This is a genomic window from Methylobacterium sp. Leaf466, assembly GCF_001425565.1.
GTDB lineage: Bacteria > Pseudomonadota > Alphaproteobacteria > Rhizobiales > Beijerinckiaceae > Methylobacterium.
This window is the reverse complement of record NZ_LMRC01000031.1, coordinates 404,386-422,144: the sequence shown is the minus strand read 5'-3', so window position 1 is coordinate 422,144 and position 17,759 is coordinate 404,386. Positions and strand designations below refer to the sequence as shown.

Below are 17,759 nucleotides of genomic sequence, written 5' to 3'. Positions count from 1 at the left end.
CGGATCGCGTGAGCGGACGCCGGCTCTTCAGAACCAGATCGCCTGATCGAGACCGCGCGCGTCGCGGTCCTCCGCCGCCGGCAGGCGTTCGGCGCTGCCGGCGGCGATCCGGCGGCCGCTCCACAGGGCGGCACAGGCATCCAGGAAATCGTCCGGGCCGATGCGTGGCCTCGCGCTGGGCGCACGACGCACGAAGGCTTCGGGAAAGCCCGATGCTCCGAGCGCATCCGTCCGTGCGAGGGCGCCTGCCGCCGACTTCTTGCCGTCAGCCATCGGCGTGCGACCGTTCATCGCCCAGAACGAGAGTTCGGGATGGACCTCCCGGACCGTGTCCTGGCGTTCCGGCGTCATCGCCGCATCGGCCTGCCTGAGCTTGTCGGCGAGGCCCCAGGCCTGGGCGCCGACGCCGATCCCACCGTGCGCCCGGTTCAAGGCATCGGCCCCGGCCCGGTTCGCGCCCGCCAGGGCGATGCGTCCGACAGCGGAGAACACGCTGGCGCCTCTGCGGCCGAGCAGCCGCCGCGCGGCCGCATCGCAGGCCCGGCCGCCGGCAAGCGTGACCTCCGGCAGGCCGATGGGGATATCGACGGCGACGACCGAGGGGCGCTCGGCCAGATCGAGCAAGCCGGCGAAGGTCGGCACGATACGGACGCGCAGTTCACCGGTGTCGAGATCCTGCAGCACCACGCACCACCGGCTCTTGAACCCGTCCGCGCCCGCGATCCACGCCATCGTTCAGGCCAGCCAGGCCCGCAGCCGGCGCACCGCTTCCTCGCAATCGTCCCGCGACCCGGCGAACGAGAAGCGGACGTGATGCCCGCCCTCGACGGGGTCGAAATCGAGGCCCGGCGTCGCCGCCACGCCGGCCTCCGCCAGCATGCGCCGGCAGAAGGCGGAGGCGTCGTCGGCCAGCGGCGACACGTCGGCGTACAGGTAGAAGGCGCCGTCGGCCGGATGGATGCGGCCGAGGCCGAGCCCCGGCAGGGCGTCGAGGAGCAGGCTGCGGTTGGCCGCGTAGCCGGCCCGGGTCGCCTCGACCTCCTCGTGCGCGTCGAAGGCGGCCGTTGCCGCCACCTGCGACAGGTAGGGCGGCGAGATGAAGAGGTTCTGCGCCAGACGCTCGACCGGCCGGACCAGCGCCTCGGGCACCACCATCCAGCCGATGCGCCAGCCGGTCATCGACCAGGTCTTCGAGAACGAGTTGATGATCACCGCGTCCGGTTCGCTCCGCAGCGCGGTGTCGGTGGGAAGGCCGTAGGACAGGCCGTGGTAGATCTCGTCGGAGATGAAGGGGATGCCGAGGTCCCGCGCGGTCCGGCCGAGTTCGGCCAGCCTGTCGGGGGCGATCACCGTGCCGGTCGGGTTGGCCGGGCTCATCACCAGGAGTCCCGAGAGCACGCCCGTCGCGTGGAACGCGCGCACGTCGGCACCGGTGGGCGCGAAGCGGTTCTCGGCGCGCAGGCGCAACGGCACCGGGTCGATGTCCAGCGCGCGCAGGATGTTGCGATAGGCCGGATAGCCGGGCTCGGGCACCGCCACCCGTGCGCCGGCGTCGAACAGGGCGAGAAAGGCGAGGACGAAGCCCGCCGAGGATCCCGTCGTCACTACGACGCGCCCGGGCGCCACCGTCACGCCGTGGGTGTCGCGGTAATGCCGGGCGATGCGCTCGCGCAGGGCCGGCAGGCCGAGGGCCTCGGTGTAGGGCAGTTGCCCCCTCTCGAGGGCCCCGCGGGCGGCGGCGATCACCGCCCGCGGGGCCGGTCCCGAGGGCTGGCCGACCTCCATGTGGACGACGTGCGCGCCCGACCGTTCCCGTGCGGCGGCGGCGCTCATGACGTCCATGGCGAGGAACGGCGCCACGGTGGCGGCGCGGCGGGAGAGGTGGGATACCGTCATCGCGCAGCTATCGCGCCATTCGCGCGACGATCCAAGCACCCGTGGTGCATCCCGCGCCTTTCGCGCGGACCTGCGATGGCCGGTCGCGCGGACGGTAAGGTGATTTGACCGGGCGCCGCGAAAACGCCTAACCCCGGCACTACCGACGCATCCAAAGGCGGGGCGCCACGCCACCTGCCGCGACCAGAAGCCGAGGACACATGACGCTGCCCCGTTCCCTCATCGCCGCCTTCGTCGCCGGCCCGCTCGTCCTCGCCGCCTCCGCGGCATCGGCCCAGACGACGCCGCAGGCCGGGACGAGCGTCTTCAACGACGGCCAGCGCCAGGCCATCGAGGCGATCATCAAGGACTACCTCGTCAAGAATCCGGACGTGCTGCAGGAGGCCATCGCCGAGGGCGAGCGTCGCGCCCAGGAGACCCAGAAGCTCGCGCAGGGCGCGGCTCTCAAGGAGTCCCGCGAAGCCCTCGTCAATTCTCCCCACAGCGTCGTGGCCGGCAATCCCAACGGCGACGTCACCCTGGTGGAGTTCTTCGACTACAACTGCGGCTATTGCCGCAAGGCGCTGACCGACATCCAGGCGCTGATCAAGTCGGACCCCAAGCTGCGCGTCGTCCTCAAGGACTTCCCCGTGCTTGGCGCCGAATCGCTGGAGGCGAGCAAGATCTCGCTGGCCGCCAAGCAGCAGCTGAAGGGCGACAAGCTGTTCGAGTTCCACACCAAGCTCCTGGAGAGCAAGGGCCGGGTGACCGCCGAGAAAGCGATGGCGGTGGCCAAGGAGATGGGCCTCGACGTCGCCCGTCTCGCGAAGGACGCGCAAGGGGCCGAGGTGAAGGCCGCGCTCGCCGAGAACGTGGGCCTGGGCGACAAGCTCGGCCTCTCGGGCACGCCCGCCTTCGTCATCGGCGACGAGATCATCCCCGGCGCCGTCGGCATCGAGCCGATCCGCAAGACCATCGCCGACGTGCGCCAGTGCGGCCACGCGAGCTGCTGATCCCCGCTCGCTCCGCGGCGGGGCCGGCCTTTCCGGCCCGCGCCCGCCTCACCGATCCACGCCGGGACCGCCCGGCGTGGCGGCGCCAGTCCGCCCGACCGCTCCTGGACGCGACGTCATGATCCCGATCCACGTCCTCAACGGACCCAACCTCAACCTGCTCGGCACGCGCGAGCCCGGGATCTACGGCAGCGCTACCCTCGCCGACATCGAGCGCGACCTGCGCCTGCGCGCCGACGCGCTCGGGGTCGCGCTCGGCTTCCACCAGACCAACTGCGAGGGCGATCTCGTCGGCCTGGTCCAGGCCGCCGGCCGGGCCGGCGCCGGGGTTCTCATCAACGCGGCCGCCTACACCCACACGTCGATCGCCCTTCGCGACGCCATCGCCGGCAGCGGCGTCGTCGCCGTCGAGGTGCATCTCTCCAACGTCCACGCCCGCGAGGCCTTCCGGCACGTCTCGCTGATCGCCCCCGTCTGCGCCGGGGTGATCTGCGGGTTCGGCCCCCATAGCTATGCGCTGGGCCTCGACGCCCTGGCGCACATCATCGCGGCGCGCGCCGCCGCCTCCCCCACTCTCGCCTGAGTCCAAGACCGACCCGATGTCCAAGAACGATCCCTTCGACCCCGAGCTCGTGCGCGTGCTCGCCCATCTCGTCACCGAGACCGACCTCACCGAGATCGAGATCGAGAAAGGCGACCTGCGCATCCGCGTGGTCCGCCGGATCGAGCCGGTCCAGGTCCAGGTCGCCGCGCCGGCACCCGTGGCCCTCGCCCCCGCACCGCCCCCGCCGCCCCTGGCGGGTCCGGGTGCCGAGCGCTCCAAGCCGGCGGCCGTGCATCCGGGTGCGCTCCCGTCGCCGATGGTCGGCACCGCCTATCGGCGGCCGTCGCCGGACGCCAAGGCCTTCGTCGACGTCGGCTCGGTGGTCGCCGCGGGCGAGAAGCTGCTGCTCATCGAAGCGATGAAGACCTTCAACGAGATCGTCGCGCCGCGCGCCGGCACCGTCACCGCGATCTTCGTCGAGGACGGCCAGCCGGTCGAGTTCGGCGAGCCGCTCCTCGTGATCGAGTGACGGGCGCCCACATGTTCGAGAAAATCCTGATCGCCAACCGGGGCGAGATCGCCCTGCGGATCCTGAGGGCGGCCAAGGAGCTCGGTATCGCCACGGTGGCCGTGCATTCCACCGCCGATGCCGATGCCATGCATGTGCGCCTGGCCGACGAGAGCGTCTGCATCGGGCCGCCGTCCGCCCGCGACAGCTACCTCAACATCCCCTCCATCATCGCGGCCTGCGAGATCACCGGGGCGGACGCGGTCCATCCGGGCTACGGCTTCCTCTCCGAGAACGCGCGCTTCGCCGAGGTGCTGGCCCACCACGGCATCGGCTTCATCGGGCCGAAGGCCGAGCATATCCGCATCATGGGTGACAAGATCGAGGCCAAGCGCACGGCCAAGCGCCTCGGCATCCCCTGCGTGCCGGGTTCCGAGGGCGGTATCACCGACACCGACGAGGCCAAGCGTGTCGCCGCCGAGATCGGCTATCCCGTCCTCGTCAAGGCGGCCTCCGGCGGCGGCGGTCGCGGCATGAAGGTGGCGCAATCGGAGGCCGAACTCGAGGAGGCCCTGAACCTCGCCCGCACCGAGGCCAAGGCCGCCTTCGGCGACGACGCGGTCTACCTCGAGAAGTATCTGACGACGCCGCGCCACATCGAGGTGCAGGTGCTGGGCGACGGGCAGGGCAATGCCGTGCATCTGGCCGAGCGCGACTGCTCCTTGCAGCGCCGCCATCAGAAGGTCTGGGAGGAGGGCGGCTCGCCCGTGATCGACGCGGGCGTGCGCAAAGAGATCGGCGGCATCTGCGCCCGCGCGATGCAGGAACTGCGCTACCTCGGCGCCGGCACCGTCGAGTTCCTCTACGAGGACGGGCGCTTCTACTTCATCGAGATGAACACCCGCATCCAGGTCGAGCATCCGGTGACCGAGATGATCACCGGCATCGATCTCGTCAACGAACAGATCCGGGTGGCGGCCGGCCTGCCGCTCTCGGTGACGCAGGACGACATCTCGGTCTCCGGCCACGCCATCGAATGCCGGATCAACGCCGAGCACCCGGCCACCTTCCGGCCCTCGCCCGGCCTGATCACCTATTTCCATCCTCCGGGCGGCCTCGGGGTCAGGGTCGATTCGGCGGTGTTCCAGGGCTACCGCATCCCACCGCACTACGATTCGCTCATCGGCAAGCTCATCGTCCATGGGCGGAACCGCAACGAGTGCCTGATGCGCCTGCGCCGGGCGCTGGACGAGTTCGTGGTGGACGGGGTCGATACCACGCTGCCCCTGTTCCGCACCCTCGTGCGCAATGCCGAGGTGCAGGCCGGGGCCTACGACATCCACTGGCTCGAGCGTTTCCTGGAAGAAGGCGGCCTCGACGCGCAGACGGCCGGCTGATCGGCTCGGGGCGCGGCCGATCCAAGGTCAGGCCCCTGGGTCGTCAAGGCTTTCCGTGCCCGGGAACTCCACGCGGGACGATGCAATCAGGTCTCCGGCGAGTTTCGCACTTCGTGGGGTCTTTCAGGCGGAGCGCGATCTTGACGCCGACGCCCGATGTTCTGTCACGGGGGGAACAACGGCCCTGCCGGGATCGTTCTTGCCGCGATGCCACAGGGGAAACGCTGTCGTGCGTTTCAGGGTGGCCCGTTCGACCGTTAAGGACCCTACCGATGCGTCTGACTTCTTTCGTGATCGCTTCTGCCCTCGTTGCGGCGACCCCGGTCCTCGCCCAGTCGCCCTCGGGCAACGTGAGCCAGCCTGAGCGGGCGGTTCCGCAGGCCGGCAGCACCACCCGCGGTCCGATCGACAATCCCTCGACCCGTGGCATGGCCCCCAATCCGGACGCGGCGCCTGTCGCTCCCGGTGCGGCAGGCATGGGTGCCGCCGATTCCGCCAAGGGCGGCAACGCCGACCAGAACAACCGCACCGTCCCCAACACCGGCAACACCTCGGGCGGCCCGGCTCGCTGAGCCGAATCGCTCTCGATCATCGACGGGTGAAGGGCCGGCTCCGAGAGGGGCCGGCCCTTTCGCGTTCCGGCGTCTGGTGCAGACCGAGCCCTGGTCCGGAGCCCGATCCGCGGTCGGGCGAGGAGACTGGCGGGTCGGGGCGCCGGCGCTCGCGAGCCGCGAATCGGGAACCCCTGCGGCGGGCATCGGTTGACCCCGCACAACCCCGGATCGAGAGGAGGTAATCCATGGCCAACCCAGGCCTACCGATCCCAGAGCCCCTGCCCGGCGGCATCCCCGGCGACCTGCCGATGCCACCGCCCCCCGACCAGGACCCCGACATCGGGCCGACCGGCCCCCGGTCTCCCTACCCGGTGGACGACCCCGGCATCGGCGAACCCGGCGGCCCCGGTTCCGAGCCGGACTACCTGCCCGGCGGTCCGACAGATCCCGGCGTGAGAATGTAGGCGCCCGTCAATGGTCCCCGTGCGAGGCGCGAACGTCGCGCGGGGCACTCAGAATTTCCGAGAGGCTCGTCGCGACGTGACGGGCCTCTTCGTCCGTCAGGCGCAGTTGAAAAGGCGGCAGCGCACCCGCCTGCAGGGCGACGACGGCTTGGCCCTTGTCGTCGGTCCCCACCTCGATCACCGACGAGGTCACCTCGAGCATGGCGATGTCCTCGTCGCTCAGGTCCTCGATCGTGTCGGCGTCGTCCGGTTCGTCGATGGCGGTGAGGAGATGGCCGACCGCCCGCACCAGGGCGCGGGCCGCCCGCGCGTCCATCACGACGGCGGTCGATTGCTCGTCCTTCTGGAAGGAGAGCTGGATGTTCGCGCCTTCGAGGGAAACCGAAATACCCGCCATGGATCGCCTAACTGCCTGGGGCCGAACTCTTATATGCACAGCCGGGTGCGAAGAACACAGGGGCCGGTTGCGGGGTTTCAGGGGGCTGCGGCAGCGGATGCAGGCGAAACGCCTTGTTGCCGCCGCATCCTCAGCCTAAGTAGTGGGTAGCGGGCCGAGGTCGAGCGGTCGCCTGTCTCAGCCGGCGTGCGAGACCTTAGCTGTACCCGCAGGACTGAAAATACCCTGGCGTGCGACGCTCAGCGATGAGCCACCACGGTGGGGACGTGAACGATACGAGGTTTTATTCGTGAATACCGGCACTGTTAAGTGGTTCAACGAGACCAAGGGCTACGGCTTCATTCAGCCGGATGACGGCGGCAAGGATGTGTTCGTTCACATCTCCGCAGTCGAGCGGGCTGGCATGCGCAACCTCGTCGAGGGCCAGAAGATCTCCTACGAGATCCAGACGGACAAGCGCAGCGGCAAGGATTCGGCTGGAAACCTCCAGGCGGCCTGAGGCCCCTCTGACGTCGTGCCCATCGGGCTGGCGTCACCACGCCGGATGATAAGACCGGTCTCCGCTTTCCGACGACCTTCTCCCGTGGGAGATCGTTGCCGGATGGCACATACGACAGACTATATCCAAGCAAATCTGGAGCGAGTCGCCCGAGGGCGACCTCCTAGGACACCTGAAAGCCAACACACAACAACATGCTGTTCGAATACACCCGCCAGCGCGGAGCGCGTTCGCCCGTGACCGATGCGGTTACCTTCAAAGTGGCCCGCCTGAAACAGGCGCGGACCGGTGACGTGAAAAGCCTGAACGATGGCGCCGTCGACCTCACCGATCGGATCGATCGGTCCTACAACTATCATTCGCCTCGTGAACTGCGGTGGCATCTGGCCGAGCGTTTCGGGCTCGCCCCTTCCGCGATCGCCCTGCGCGAAAGCGTCCGGGCCTGATCGACGGGACGCCCGACGGACGGTGATGTCACCGTCCGTGCAGGCTCGGCCCTAAAAGCCTAGCCCGACGCGTAGCGACCGATCCTTCACGATACGATAGCAACGACCATCGCCGCCGCACCGCAAAGTGTGGCGGTTTTCATATGCGCCGGCCGAAGGCGTCAACCACGGCGTGACGCAGGCCGCCGCAGACCGCGACCAGCTCGCCGTGGACGGGATCCGGGCGGTTGTAGGCGGTCGGGGTGCCGCCGGGGTCCGTGACAGCGCCACCCGCCTCGGTGAGAAGCAGATCGGCGGCCGCCAGGTCCCAATCACGGGCATCCGACGAGACAAGCCCGACGTCGATCGAGCCTTCCGCGACCCGCGCGATGCGCAGCGCCAGCGACGGCACGCGGTCGACCTGCACCATCGGCGGCTTCACGCCGTCCCGTGTCCCGCCCCGTGCCAGCCGCTCGATCATCGGCTTGGGTCCGGTGACCCGGGCGCCGGCGAGGTCCGCCTGCGCCGAGGCCGCGATCGGAGTGCCGTTGCAGGTGGCGCCACCCCCCGCCACCGCTTCGTAGAACCGGTCCGGTACCGGCGCGTGGACGAAGCCCAGCACCGGTACGCCGCCGGCCAGGAGCGCCACGGCGATCGACCAGTCGGGATGGCCGGACAGGAAGGCCCGGGTGCCGTCGATGGGATCGACAATCCAGACCAGATCGCTGCCGAGGCGCACGGCATCGTCGGCGGTCTCCTCGGAAAGCCAGGCCGCCTCCGGCAGCAGGCCGCTCAGCCTGATCTTGAGGAAGGTGTCCACGGCGACATCGGCCTCCGTCACCGGCGATCCCCCGGCTTTCGACCAGATCCGTGCCCGTGTCTGGCCGCCCGCCTGGAAGAACGGCAGGGCGAGATCGGCTGCCTCGCGGATCGTCTCGCGCAGCGCCGGCAGCAAGGCCCGAGCGGCGTCGGGGGACATCGAGGCGGACATGCGGCTCCGGGGACTGATCGGGGTGGGGCTGAAGGGCTTTTCGTGAACGGCCGAAGACCGGTCACGACGTGACTCGGGGCGGCTACCGTCGCGTTGTAGGGCGGCGCCAGGGACGCCACAAGGATCGCAGGCGCCGCGGGTGCCTTCCCGTTTCGCGGATCGAGGCAAGGAACCGTTGAGCATTCCGGCCGCTTTCACCCCGGCCACGATCGCTTAACCGTCGCTCTTAAGGAGGACAGAGGAGTTGCGAGGCCAATGTTCTTGTCATGACGCACAGCCCGACTGTGCCCGGCACGAGCTAGAAGGCAATACTCGCGATGAAGACTTTCGCAACCATCTCCGCCGGCGCCCAGGCCGGAATCGTCCAGGACGATGTGGCGCCGCTCGCCCACGATGCGGTGGTCTCGCGGCTGCCGATGTTCGGGCGGATCTGCGGTGGCGCCACGCCCGCCGGCATCGCCCTCAGCTTCGCCGCGGGCGATGCCGAGACCTGCGGCGAGGATCGCTTCGCCCTGCTGATCGTCGATGCCGCCGGCGCCACTCTCAGCCGCCTCGGCCCGTTCGACGAGGACGACGTGGTGGCGCTGTGGCGCGACGTGTCGGCGAAATCGGGCCTGCCGCGGATGATCGTCCGCGAGGACGGCGAACTCGCCACGGTGTCGCGCCAGATCGGCCCGGTCGCCCTCGGGGCCACCAAGGCGCGTCGCCGCCACGGGTTCCTCACCAACCGGCGCCCCCGCTTCCTCGTGCGGCGCAAGACCGGCCAGCTTCCCGTGCGCCCGCTCATCCACCGCGGCGAATCGGAGATCGTCGGCGGCGCGCTGTCTTGAGGTCGGGTGAAGGTTAGAGAAGACCCTGCCAGGCCGCATCGGCGGCGAGGCCGGCAAACAGGATCAGGCCGGCATCGCGGTTGGATCGGAAGAGGCCCAGGGCTCCGTGCCCGTCGCGTGCGCGCAGACGCCGGACCTGCCATCCGAGATGGGCGGCGAACAGGCCGACGCCCAGCGCCCCGACCATGCCCATGCCCGCCTGCCAGCCGGCGGCGAAGACGAGGGCCGCAGCCGCGCCGTAGCACAGGCCCACGGCCAGCCTGACCCGCTCGCCGAAGAACCGCGCCGAAGACCGGATGCCGGCGATCTCGTCGTCCTCGATGTCCTGCAGGGCGTAGATCGTGTCGTAGCCGATCACCCAGGCGACGGTGCCGCCGTAGAGCAGGAGCGCGGGGGCCTGGAGCCCACCGAACAGGGCGACCCAGCCCATCAGCGCGCCCCAGGAGAACGCCAGCCCGAGGACGAGCTGCGGCATCGGCATGACGCGCTTCATGAACGGATAGATCGCCACCGGGACCAGCGAGGCCACGCCCACCGCGATGGCGACGGCGTTGAACTGCACCAGCACGGCGAGGCCGACGAGGGCCTGCACCACCAGGAAGACGGCGGCCTGTCGCGCCCGGACCTGCCCGGAGGGGAGAGGGCGGTTGCGGGTGCGCGCAACCTGCGCGTCGAGGTCGCGGTCGGCGATGTCGTTGTAGGTGGATCCGGCCCCGCGCATGGCGATGGCACCCACGAGGAACAGGACAAGGTGCCAGGGATCGGGCAGGGCACGCCCCGCTGCGATCGCCGCGAGCGCCGAGGACCACCAGCACGGCAGCAGCAGCAGCCACCAGCCGATCGGCCGGTCGATCCGCGCCAGGCGCAGGTAGGGCCGCGCCGGGCGTGGTGCCCGGCGATCGACCCAATGCCCGCTCACCGCATCGGCGACGCGGTCTTCGACGACCGGCGGGGCTGTCACGCCGGCAGGCTCAGAGGGCGCCCTGCGGCATCTTGAGGCTGCCGGTGAGGCCGGGGCCGCCGAGCAGGCCGCCACCGCCGCCGCCGTTCTGGGCCTGGGCGCGGGCCTGGGCCTCCATCTTGGTGGCCTGGGCGGCGACGTTGCACACCTTGGTGCGGATGCCGACGACCTTGGTGTGGTCGGCCTTGAAGCCCTCGGCGAACGAATCGGGGATCGAGCACCACTCCTTGTTGGCGGAGATCCACTTCAGGCCCTCGGTGCCGTTGGACTGGAGCTTGCCGAACAGGGCGCAGGCGGCCTGCGGCGTCATCTTCACCTTGGCCGACGAGGCCACGTTGGCCTTGGCCACGAGGTCCTTGCGGGCCTGCAGCGTCTTCTGGATCTCGCCGCACTCGGCGCTCTGGGCCAGGGCGGGACCGGCGGCCGCGAGACCGCCGAGCAGTGCCGTCATCGCCACGGCGATACGCATGAAAGACATTTCAAGACCTCCCTCTCCTCGCCCGGCTCGAGGGCGACATGCCCGAGCCCGAGCGACCTCGCCGTCGCGACACCATGGGTCGCGGGCGGCTCGTCCGCTGCGACGACCTCGATCGGCAGCCGTTTCCGCATAGGAATGTGGCGTCTTTCGAGCCGCAAACGATCGCAGCGTCCGACGTGTGGGCAAAGACGCGAAAACCGGTTGGTGTTGTATTTATGCAATGCCGCGTCCTGCGCCGCGCCGCACGGCCGTTGACAGCGCTCGGGCAACCGCGCGACCAAGCGCGCCATGGCCGCCTACGACTTCACCGCGCCCCGCCTCTACATCGACCGGCCGCTGTCGGCGGATGCGGTTCTGCCCCTGGACAGGGCGCAGGCGAACTATCTCCTCACCGTCATGCGCCGGGTGCCGACGGACCCGGTGCTGGTGTTCAACGGCCGCGACGGCGAGTGGCGCGCCGAGATCGCACAGACCGGCCGCAAGAGCGCCGACCTGCACCTGCGCGAGCGGTTGCGGCCGCAGCCGGCGGCCGCGGACCTGCATTACCTGTTCGCGCCCCTCAAGACGGCGAGGCTCGACTACCTCGCCCAGAAGGCCGTGGAGATGGGGGCCGGCACCATCCGCCCGGTCTTCACCCGCCATACCCAGGGCGAGACCATCAACGCCGACCGCCTGCGCGCCAACGCCATCGAGGCCGCCGAGCAATGCGGCATCCTCGCCATTCCCGACCTGCCGCCGGCGGTGCGCCTGCCCGCGGCCCTCGCCGACCTCGCCCCGGACCGGCTCCTGGTGTTCTGCGACGAGGACGCGCCGGTCGCCGATCCCATCGCCGCCCTGAGGGCGGCGGCCGATCCCGCCGCGCCGCCGCCGCTGGCGGTGCTGATCGGCCCCGAGGGCGGCTTCTCGCGGGAGGAGCGCGACCTCGTCTCGGCGCGGCCCAACACCGTGGCCCTGTCACTGGGGCCGCGTATCCTGCGGGCCGATACCGCCGCCGTGGTGGCACTCGCGCTGGTGCAGTCGGTGCTCGGCGACACACGCTGATGCCACGGCGCGTTGTCCGCCCTTGCCCGCTGGACTAAGGAGCCCACATCGGCCGTGGCGGTTCCGCCCCGATCCGGCGCGCCTTCCTGCAAGGGGACGGTCCGTCCTCTTTTTTCCGCCGTACTTTTTTCGTGAGGCAGCGCATGGCGCGCGATACGTCCGACACCACGCCGCTCACCACGCGTGACGAACTCGTCGCGTGGTTTGCGGCCGGCGAGAAGCCGCGTTCGCAGTTCGCCATCGGCACCGAACACGAGAAGATCCCCTTCTACCGCGCCCACAACCGCCCGGTGCCCTACGAGGGGACACGCGGCATCCGCGCCCTCCTCGAGGGCGTCGCCCGTCGCACGGGCTGGGAGGCGATCGAGGATGCCGGCCATCTCATCGGCCTGGCCGGCGCGGAGGGCGGCGCGATCTCGCTGGAGCCCGGCGGCCAGTTCGAGCTGTCGGGCGCACCGCTGCCCGACGTTCACGGCACCATGGCCGAACTCGGCGCCCATCTCGACGCCGTGGCCGCGGTGGCCGAGCCCATGGGAATCGGCTTCCTCGACCTCGGCATGAGCCCGAAGTGGACGCGGGCCGAGACGCCGGTGATGCCCAAGAGCCGCTACCGCATCATGGCCGCCTACATGCCCAAGGTCGGCACGCTCGGCCTCGACATGATGCTGCGCACCGCCACCGTGCAGGTGAACCTCGATTTCTCGTCCGAGGCCGACATGGCCACCAAGATGCGGGTAGCCCTCGCCCTGCAGCCAGTGGCGACGGCGCTGTTTGCCAATTCACCGTTCGCCGACGGGCGGCCCAACGGTTTCCTCTCCCGCCGCTCCGAGATCTGGCGCCATACCGATGGCGACCGCACCGGCATGCTGCCGCGCGCCTTCGAGGCGGGCTTCGGTTACGACGCCTACGTCGAGTGGTTGCTCGACATGCCGATGTATTTCGTCAAGCGCGGCGAGACCTATCACGACGTCTCGGGCGCCTCCTTCCGCGACCTGATGGCGGGGCGGCTCGCCACCCTTCCGGGCGAATACGCCACGGTATCGGACTGGGCCAACCACGCCTCCACGGCCTTCCCGGAGGTGCGGCTGAAGCGCTTCATCGAGATGCGCGGGGCGGACGTCGGCGGTCCGGCGATGATCGCCGCGCAGGCGGCCTTCTGGGCCGGTCTGCTCTACGACGCCGACGCCCTCGCCGACGCATGGGAGCTGGTGCGGGAGTGGACGTCGGCGGAGCGCGATTCCCTGCGCGCCACCGTGCCGCGCCTCGGGCTCGCGGCCACCGTGGGCGGCCGCAGCGTCGGTGCGGTCGCCGCCGAAGCGCTGGCCATCGCACGGCGCGGGCTGTCGGCGCGCGGTCGCCGCGACGGTACCGGCCGCGACGAGTGCGTCTATCTGCGCCCCCTGGAGGAGATCGTCGCAGCCGGGCGATCCCTCGCCGAAGAGCGCCTGGCCCTCTTCGAGGGCGAATGGCAGCGGTCCGTCGAACCCGCCTTCCGAACCTGCACGTTCTGAGCGCCGCCTGCCCGGGGCCTCCCGGGCAAGCCGCGCGCATTTCTCGGGCGAGCCGCGCGCGTTTCTCGGGCAAGCCGCGCGCATCCGATGACGGCGTGTCCACACGCACGCATGGAACTCATCCGTTCGGCTATGGTTCATCTTGCCTGTTGCAGAAACAGCATACTTCAAGAGATGGAGATTTTCCGCATGTCGCGCATCATGTCTCTCGCCCTCGCCGGAACGACCGCCGTCGCCATGACCGCCGGGTCCTTCACCCCGTCGCAGGCCGCGCCGTTGGCCGCAGTGAACGCCAACCAGATCGCCGGTCAGCCGGCCCATGTGGAGGAGGTCCGCTATCGCGGCGGCGGCTACTACGGCGGTGGCTACGGTCGCGGGTACGGCCGTCGCGGTGTCGGCGTCGGCGGTGCCCTGGCGGCCGGTGCCGCCCTCGGCATCATCGGTGGCGCCCTCGCCGCCAGCGCCGCTCCCCGTTACGGCTACTACGACCGCGGTTACGGCTACGGCGGTGGTTACGGTGGCGGCTACGGCTACGGCGGTGGTTACGGCTATGCCCGCCCGGTCTACGGCTACGGCTACGCCCGTCCGGTCTACGGCTACCCGGCCTACGGCTACGGCTACTGACCGTAACGACCGACCCTCGAGACAAGCCCCGCCGGCGCGACCGCCCGGCGGGGCTTTTTCATGAGATGACCAGTGTTCGGGTGACAATGTCGGACGATCTCGTCGAACTCGATCTCACCGGCCTGAAGTGCCCGCTGCCGGTGCTCCAGACCCGCCGTGCCCTGCGCCGGCTGTCCCCCGGACGAACCCTCGCCGTCGTCTGCACCGATCCGCTGGCGGCGATCGATATTCCCCACCTCGTGCGGGAGGAGGGTGACGTCCTCGAAGGTCAGGGCCGGCACGGCGAGGCCATCCGCTTCACGATCCGCCGGGGAACGCGGGTTTTCGCGCCCGAGTGACGGCCGTTCGCCCTACGCCGGTGCACCGAACCGGTACGCCTGCCTCAATCGTGCTCCATCTCGTCTGGTACCCGGCCTTTGGAGCCGGGAGCGTCGCCGCGGGCGACGGTCGTCCGGCCGGGAAAGGACAGCATGGCACCGGTGATCCGCGGCACCCGTATTCTGCACGATGGCTGGAGCCGGTTCCTCGTGGCCGAGATCACCCTCGAGGACGGAAGCCGGATCAAGCGCGAGATCGAAGACCACGGTCGTGCCGTCGCCGTGCTGCCCTACGATCCGGTGCGCCGGGTCGCCCTGCTCGCGGAACAGTTCAGGCCGGCCGCCTTCTTCGCCGCCGGAATTCCCTCCCTCCTCGAGGTGCCCGCCGGTCTCCTCGACGAGCCCGACCCGGAGGAGGGCGCGCGGCGGGAGGCGAGCGAGGAGGTCGGCGTCACGCTGCGCGACCTCGAGCACGTCACCTGCGGCTGGAGCATGCCGGGGATCTCCACCGAACAGATGGACTTCTACCTCGCTCCCTACGGTGCCGCCGACCGGCACGGGGAGGGCGGCGGCCTCTCCGAGGAGCAGGAGACGATCACCGTCCACGAGATCGCCCTGTCGACCCTGGCGGCGATGAGCGACCGGGGCGAACTCACCGACCTCAAGACCCTGATGCTGGTCCTGACCCTGCGGGTACGCCATCCCGACCTGTTCGCCGCCTGACGCGGGCCGCGATCACAGGTTCGAGGAGACGCGGTCCGCCTTGGGTCGCATCGGTCCCGGAGGATCGCTTCGTCCGTCGGAGAACTCCGTTCCGATCAGCGCCAGGAAACGCCAGGAGCGGACGAAGTACCGGTGGAACAGGCGCCGGGGATCGTGGGCGAACCGGTACAGCCATTCGAGCCCGTTGCGCTGCATGAAGACCGGCGCCCGGGTCTGCAGCCCCGCCGCGACGCTCAAGGCGTCGCCCACCGCGACGACCAGGGGAGCCCCGAGCGCCGTCCCGTGCTGGTCGACCCAGATCTCGGAACGCGGCGCGCCCACCGCCATCACGAGGAGCGTGGTGCCATGGGCCTTCACGCGCTGGGCGAGATCGGCTCCGTAGACGGCGTCCCGCTCGAAGCCGGTCGGCGGGACCGCCACGGCCACGGCGTCCGGCGTGCCGCCATCCCTCAGGATCCTGGCCCTGGCGGCGTCGGCCACCCGCTCGCTGGCACAGACGACGAAGACCCGGCGCTGCGGCGTCCAGGGTTCGCCCAGGGCCTCGGCGAGGATGTCGTGGCCGGTGACGCGGCGGGCGTCTCGCTGCCCCCGCAGGAGCGCCAGCCAAACGAGCGGCATCCCGTCGAGGGTCCGCGCCGCGGCGCCGTCATAGGCGCGGCGGAAGGCGGCGTTCTCGGACAAGCTGATGATGTGGTCCATGTTGGCGGTCACGACGAGGCGCGGCCGGCCGTGGTCGGCAGCCGCGGCGGCGGCGAGCACCTCCCGCGCGCTCCCCTTCGTGAAGTCGAGACCGAACAGTTTCAGGCCCATTCATTCGATCCTACCGCGCCGCACGCATCCGCCGTCGACGTTGCGGGGCGCGCGCCCAGCCATACCGACTTCCATCCAGGGCCCCAACACCATCGACGCCGCCGGGAATACGGAATGCCCGTTGCGAACATCGGGCCACTGCGGCGCGTCGCCCCGGCCACGGGTCAGGCGTCGACGGCGCGAAAGCTACGGCCCGGGATCACCACGTCCGGTTCCCGGCGCTTGCGGTCGCGACCCGCGCCCAGGAACAGCGCGATGAGGGCGCCGAGCAACACGCCGACCCCGAGGGCGAGGGGCAGGACCACCTTGGGGGAGGGCGGCCAGCTGCGCACCCGCGCCGGCGTCGCCGACGAGATGATGCGCACGTTCGCGTTGTTGAGCCGCTCCTGTTCGTTGGTCTCGCGCGAGCGCCGCAGGAAGGTTTCGTAGACCGCCTTGCGCGCGTCGAGCTCACGCTCCAGTTCGCGCAGGCCCACGTTGGCGCGGTCGTTGGCGGCGGTCTCGGCCTTGGCGCCCTCCAGGCTCTTGCGGATGGCGGCCTCGCTCGCCGCGGAGCGGTCGTAGTCCTTCTTGGACGTGTCGATGATCCGTTCCTTCTCGCGCTGGATCAGGCGCTGGAGGTCGCGCTGCTGGGCGTATTGCTCGGCCATGGCCGGGTGGCGCTCGCCGAGTCGGGTCGCGAGCTCGGCGGTGGTGCGCGAGAGCGTCGCGTATTGCTGGCGCAGGTTCTGCATTTCGGTGGATTGCAGCATCTCGGGCAGGGCGGTCCCGGCCTCGCCAGCCCGCATCCGCTTGGCCTGGTCAAGGCGCTCGCGGGCCTCGGCGGTGCGGATCGAGGCGGTGACGAGCTGCTGGTTGAGGTCGCCGAGCTGCTGGTCGCTCAGCAGCCGGCCGCTGGTGCTGACGAGCTTGTTGTCCTGGCGATAGCGCACGACCTTGCGCTCGGCCTCCTCCACCGCCTGGCGCAGGGCGGCGAGCCGGCCGGTGAGCGATTCCGAGGCGCGCCGGGCGATGTCGGTGCGCGCGGCGGCTTCCTCCGCGAAGAAGGCGTCGCCCATGGCGTTGGCGATCCGGGCAGACTTTTCGGGCTCCTGCGTCTCGACGATGACGTCGATGACGAAGGTCCGTTCGGGCCGGCGCACGGTGGTCTTCAGCCGAAGGGAATCGAGGGCGATGTTGACCGGATCGCTGCCGCCCGGCGGCGGCTCCATGCCGAGCACCTGCTTGACGCTGTTGACCAGCGGGCTGGTGGAGGGCGGCCGTAGGAACTCGTCGTCGGAGGCCAGGTCGAGCTTGCGCACGACGCGCAGCAGGACGTTGTCCGACTGGATCACCCGCACCTGACTCTCGGCGAGCGAGACGCCGCTGTCGGCCTGTGGCGTGCGGTTGCTGATGTCGTTGTCGAGCACCCGCAGGTCCGCGGGGTCCACCAGGATCTGGATGCCGGAGGCGTAGCGGGGCGCCAGCATCGTCAGGGCGGCCACCGCCACGGCGACCATGAACAAGGCCGTCAGCACGATGAAGCCGAAACCCTGGCGCAGGCGCCGCAGGATCGCCCGGCCGTCGAGGCCGGGCTCGGCCGGCGCCGCCATGGTCACCGGTTCGCCCCTGACGTCGTTTCCGAAATCGAACATCTGCCGTGGTCCCCGAACGCTACGCCGCCACTCTCCACAAGACGCAGGATCGTGCCGTTTCGGCACGATCGGCCCTGCCGACGCCAGTTGCACACGAAAATTCGCATCGGGCGTGCCATGGTTTTCGTGCCGGCCTTCCGCTCTCGCCCCGTCGGACAGGAGC

22 protein-coding genes are annotated in these 17,759 nt (G+C 70.3%); 14 read left to right on the top strand and 8 right to left on the bottom strand.

What is annotated here, in order from left to right:
• Positions 1 to 27 precede the first annotated feature (27 nt).
• Positions 28 to 732 carry a DUF429 domain-containing protein gene (locus tag ASG59_RS13455; protein ID WP_056409323.1) on the bottom strand — a complete coding sequence of 235 codons (705 nt, stop codon included), beginning with the start codon at positions 730 to 732 and terminating at the stop codon, positions 28 to 30.
• A gap of 3 nt (positions 733 to 735) precedes the next feature.
• Complete coding sequence (locus ASG59_RS13450; RefSeq protein ID WP_056409321.1) at positions 736 to 1,896, bottom strand: aminotransferase class I/II-fold pyridoxal phosphate-dependent enzyme; 1,161 nt, start codon at positions 1,894 to 1,896, stop codon at positions 736 to 738.
• Positions 1,897 to 2,096: 200 nt separating this feature from the next.
• On the opposite strand from ASG59_RS13450, the gene ASG59_RS13445 reads away from it, so the two are divergent.
• From ASG59_RS13445 to ASG59_RS13420, 6 genes are all read left to right on the top strand, one after another.
• The gene (locus ASG59_RS13445) at positions 2,097 to 2,888 is read left to right on the top strand and encodes a DsbA family protein (RefSeq protein ID WP_055887746.1); all 792 of its coding nucleotides are present in this window, start codon (positions 2,097 to 2,099) and stop codon (positions 2,886 to 2,888) included.
• Positions 2,889 to 3,006: 118 nt separating this feature from the next.
• The gene (gene aroQ / locus ASG59_RS13440) at positions 3,007 to 3,471 is read left to right on the top strand and encodes a type II 3-dehydroquinate dehydratase (protein ID WP_055887748.1); all 465 of its coding nucleotides are present in this window, start codon (positions 3,007 to 3,009) and stop codon (positions 3,469 to 3,471) included.
• 16 nt (positions 3,472 to 3,487) lie between these two features.
• On the top strand, positions 3,488 to 3,961 hold the full coding sequence (gene accB, locus ASG59_RS13435) for an acetyl-CoA carboxylase biotin carboxyl carrier protein (RefSeq protein WP_056409319.1): 474 nt from the start codon (positions 3,488 to 3,490) through the stop codon (positions 3,959 to 3,961).
• A gap of 11 nt (positions 3,962 to 3,972) precedes the next feature.
• Complete coding sequence (accC, locus tag ASG59_RS13430; RefSeq protein WP_056409318.1) at positions 3,973 to 5,337, top strand: acetyl-CoA carboxylase biotin carboxylase subunit; 1,365 nt, start codon at positions 3,973 to 3,975, stop codon at positions 5,335 to 5,337.
• Between the two features lie 272 nt (positions 5,338 to 5,609).
• The gene (locus ASG59_RS13425; RefSeq protein WP_055887757.1) at positions 5,610 to 5,909 is read left to right on the top strand and encodes a hypothetical protein; all 300 of its coding nucleotides are present in this window, start codon (positions 5,610 to 5,612) and stop codon (positions 5,907 to 5,909) included.
• A 227-nt stretch (positions 5,910 to 6,136) separates the two neighbouring features.
• Positions 6,137 to 6,355, top strand: coding sequence for a hypothetical protein (locus ASG59_RS13420; RefSeq protein ID WP_056409316.1), 219 nt, complete (start codon positions 6,137 to 6,139; stop codon positions 6,353 to 6,355).
• Positions 6,356 to 6,362: 7 nt separating this feature from the next.
• Here ASG59_RS13420 and ASG59_RS13415 read toward each other — a convergent pair whose 3' ends face one another.
• Positions 6,363 to 6,752: a hypothetical protein gene (locus tag ASG59_RS13415; protein ID WP_055887760.1), complete on the bottom strand. Its 390-nt coding sequence runs from the start codon at positions 6,750 to 6,752 to the stop codon at positions 6,363 to 6,365.
• 289 nt (positions 6,753 to 7,041) lie between these two features.
• Here ASG59_RS13415 and ASG59_RS13410 point away from each other — a divergent pair, with 289 nt between their 5' ends.
• A complete protein-coding gene (locus ASG59_RS13410) occupies positions 7,042 to 7,251 on the top strand; it encodes a cold-shock protein (RefSeq protein WP_055887763.1) in 210 nt (69 codons plus the stop codon).
• A gap of 194 nt (positions 7,252 to 7,445) precedes the next feature.
• On the top strand, positions 7,446 to 7,697 hold the full coding sequence (locus tag ASG59_RS13405) for a hypothetical protein (protein WP_055887766.1): 252 nt from the start codon (positions 7,446 to 7,448) through the stop codon (positions 7,695 to 7,697).
• A gap of 139 nt (positions 7,698 to 7,836) precedes the next feature.
• Here ASG59_RS13405 and ASG59_RS13400 read toward each other — a convergent pair whose 3' ends face one another.
• Entirely contained in the window at positions 7,837 to 8,667 is an 831-nt protein-coding gene (locus tag ASG59_RS13400) for a 3'(2'),5'-bisphosphate nucleotidase CysQ (protein ID WP_082524105.1), read from the bottom strand.
• A 416-nt stretch (positions 8,668 to 9,083) separates the two neighbouring features.
• Here ASG59_RS13400 and ASG59_RS13395 point away from each other — a divergent pair, with 416 nt between their 5' ends.
• Positions 9,084 to 9,497, top strand: a complete 414-nt coding sequence (locus tag ASG59_RS13395; RefSeq protein ID WP_156387765.1) for a DUF6101 family protein — start codon at positions 9,084 to 9,086, stop codon at positions 9,495 to 9,497.
• Positions 9,498 to 9,510: 13 nt separating this feature from the next.
• Here ASG59_RS13395 and ubiA read toward each other — a convergent pair whose 3' ends face one another.
• Both ubiA and ASG59_RS13385 read right to left on the bottom strand, forming a co-directional pair.
• A complete protein-coding gene (gene ubiA / locus ASG59_RS13390) occupies positions 9,511 to 10,458 on the bottom strand; it encodes a 4-hydroxybenzoate octaprenyltransferase (protein ID WP_056409314.1) in 948 nt (315 codons plus the stop codon).
• Between the two features lie 10 nt (positions 10,459 to 10,468).
• The gene (locus tag ASG59_RS13385; RefSeq protein WP_244472354.1) at positions 10,469 to 10,927 is read right to left on the bottom strand and encodes a hypothetical protein; all 459 of its coding nucleotides are present in this window, start codon (positions 10,925 to 10,927) and stop codon (positions 10,469 to 10,471) included.
• A gap of 297 nt (positions 10,928 to 11,224) precedes the next feature.
• Here ASG59_RS13385 and ASG59_RS13380 point away from each other — a divergent pair, with 297 nt between their 5' ends.
• From ASG59_RS13380 to ASG59_RS13360, 5 genes are all read left to right on the top strand, one after another.
• On the top strand, positions 11,225 to 11,977 hold the full coding sequence (locus ASG59_RS13380) for a 16S rRNA (uracil(1498)-N(3))-methyltransferase (protein ID WP_056409312.1): 753 nt from the start codon (positions 11,225 to 11,227) through the stop codon (positions 11,975 to 11,977).
• A gap of 143 nt (positions 11,978 to 12,120) precedes the next feature.
• Positions 12,121 to 13,488, top strand: a complete 1,368-nt coding sequence (locus ASG59_RS13375) for a glutamate--cysteine ligase (RefSeq protein ID WP_056409310.1) — start codon at positions 12,121 to 12,123, stop codon at positions 13,486 to 13,488.
• A gap of 189 nt (positions 13,489 to 13,677) precedes the next feature.
• Positions 13,678 to 14,112: a hypothetical protein gene (locus tag ASG59_RS13370; RefSeq protein WP_056283504.1), complete on the top strand. Its 435-nt coding sequence runs from the start codon at positions 13,678 to 13,680 to the stop codon at positions 14,110 to 14,112.
• A gap of 86 nt (positions 14,113 to 14,198) precedes the next feature.
• The gene (locus ASG59_RS13365) at positions 14,199 to 14,450 is read left to right on the top strand and encodes a sulfurtransferase TusA family protein (protein ID WP_055887781.1); all 252 of its coding nucleotides are present in this window, start codon (positions 14,199 to 14,201) and stop codon (positions 14,448 to 14,450) included.
• A gap of 132 nt (positions 14,451 to 14,582) precedes the next feature.
• The gene (locus tag ASG59_RS13360; RefSeq protein ID WP_055887784.1) at positions 14,583 to 15,152 is read left to right on the top strand and encodes an NUDIX hydrolase; all 570 of its coding nucleotides are present in this window, start codon (positions 14,583 to 14,585) and stop codon (positions 15,150 to 15,152) included.
• Positions 15,153 to 15,164: 12 nt separating this feature from the next.
• Here the strand turns inward: ASG59_RS13360 and ASG59_RS13355 are convergent, their stop codons facing one another.
• Together ASG59_RS13355 and ASG59_RS13350 are read right to left on the bottom strand one after the other, a co-directional pair.
• A complete protein-coding gene (locus tag ASG59_RS13355; protein ID WP_082528750.1) occupies positions 15,165 to 15,962 on the bottom strand; it encodes a WecB/TagA/CpsF family glycosyltransferase in 798 nt (265 codons plus the stop codon).
• A 164-nt stretch (positions 15,963 to 16,126) separates the two neighbouring features.
• A complete protein-coding gene (locus ASG59_RS13350) occupies positions 16,127 to 17,596 on the bottom strand; it encodes a GumC family protein (protein WP_055887787.1) in 1,470 nt (489 codons plus the stop codon).
• Positions 17,597 to 17,759 lie beyond the last annotated feature (163 nt).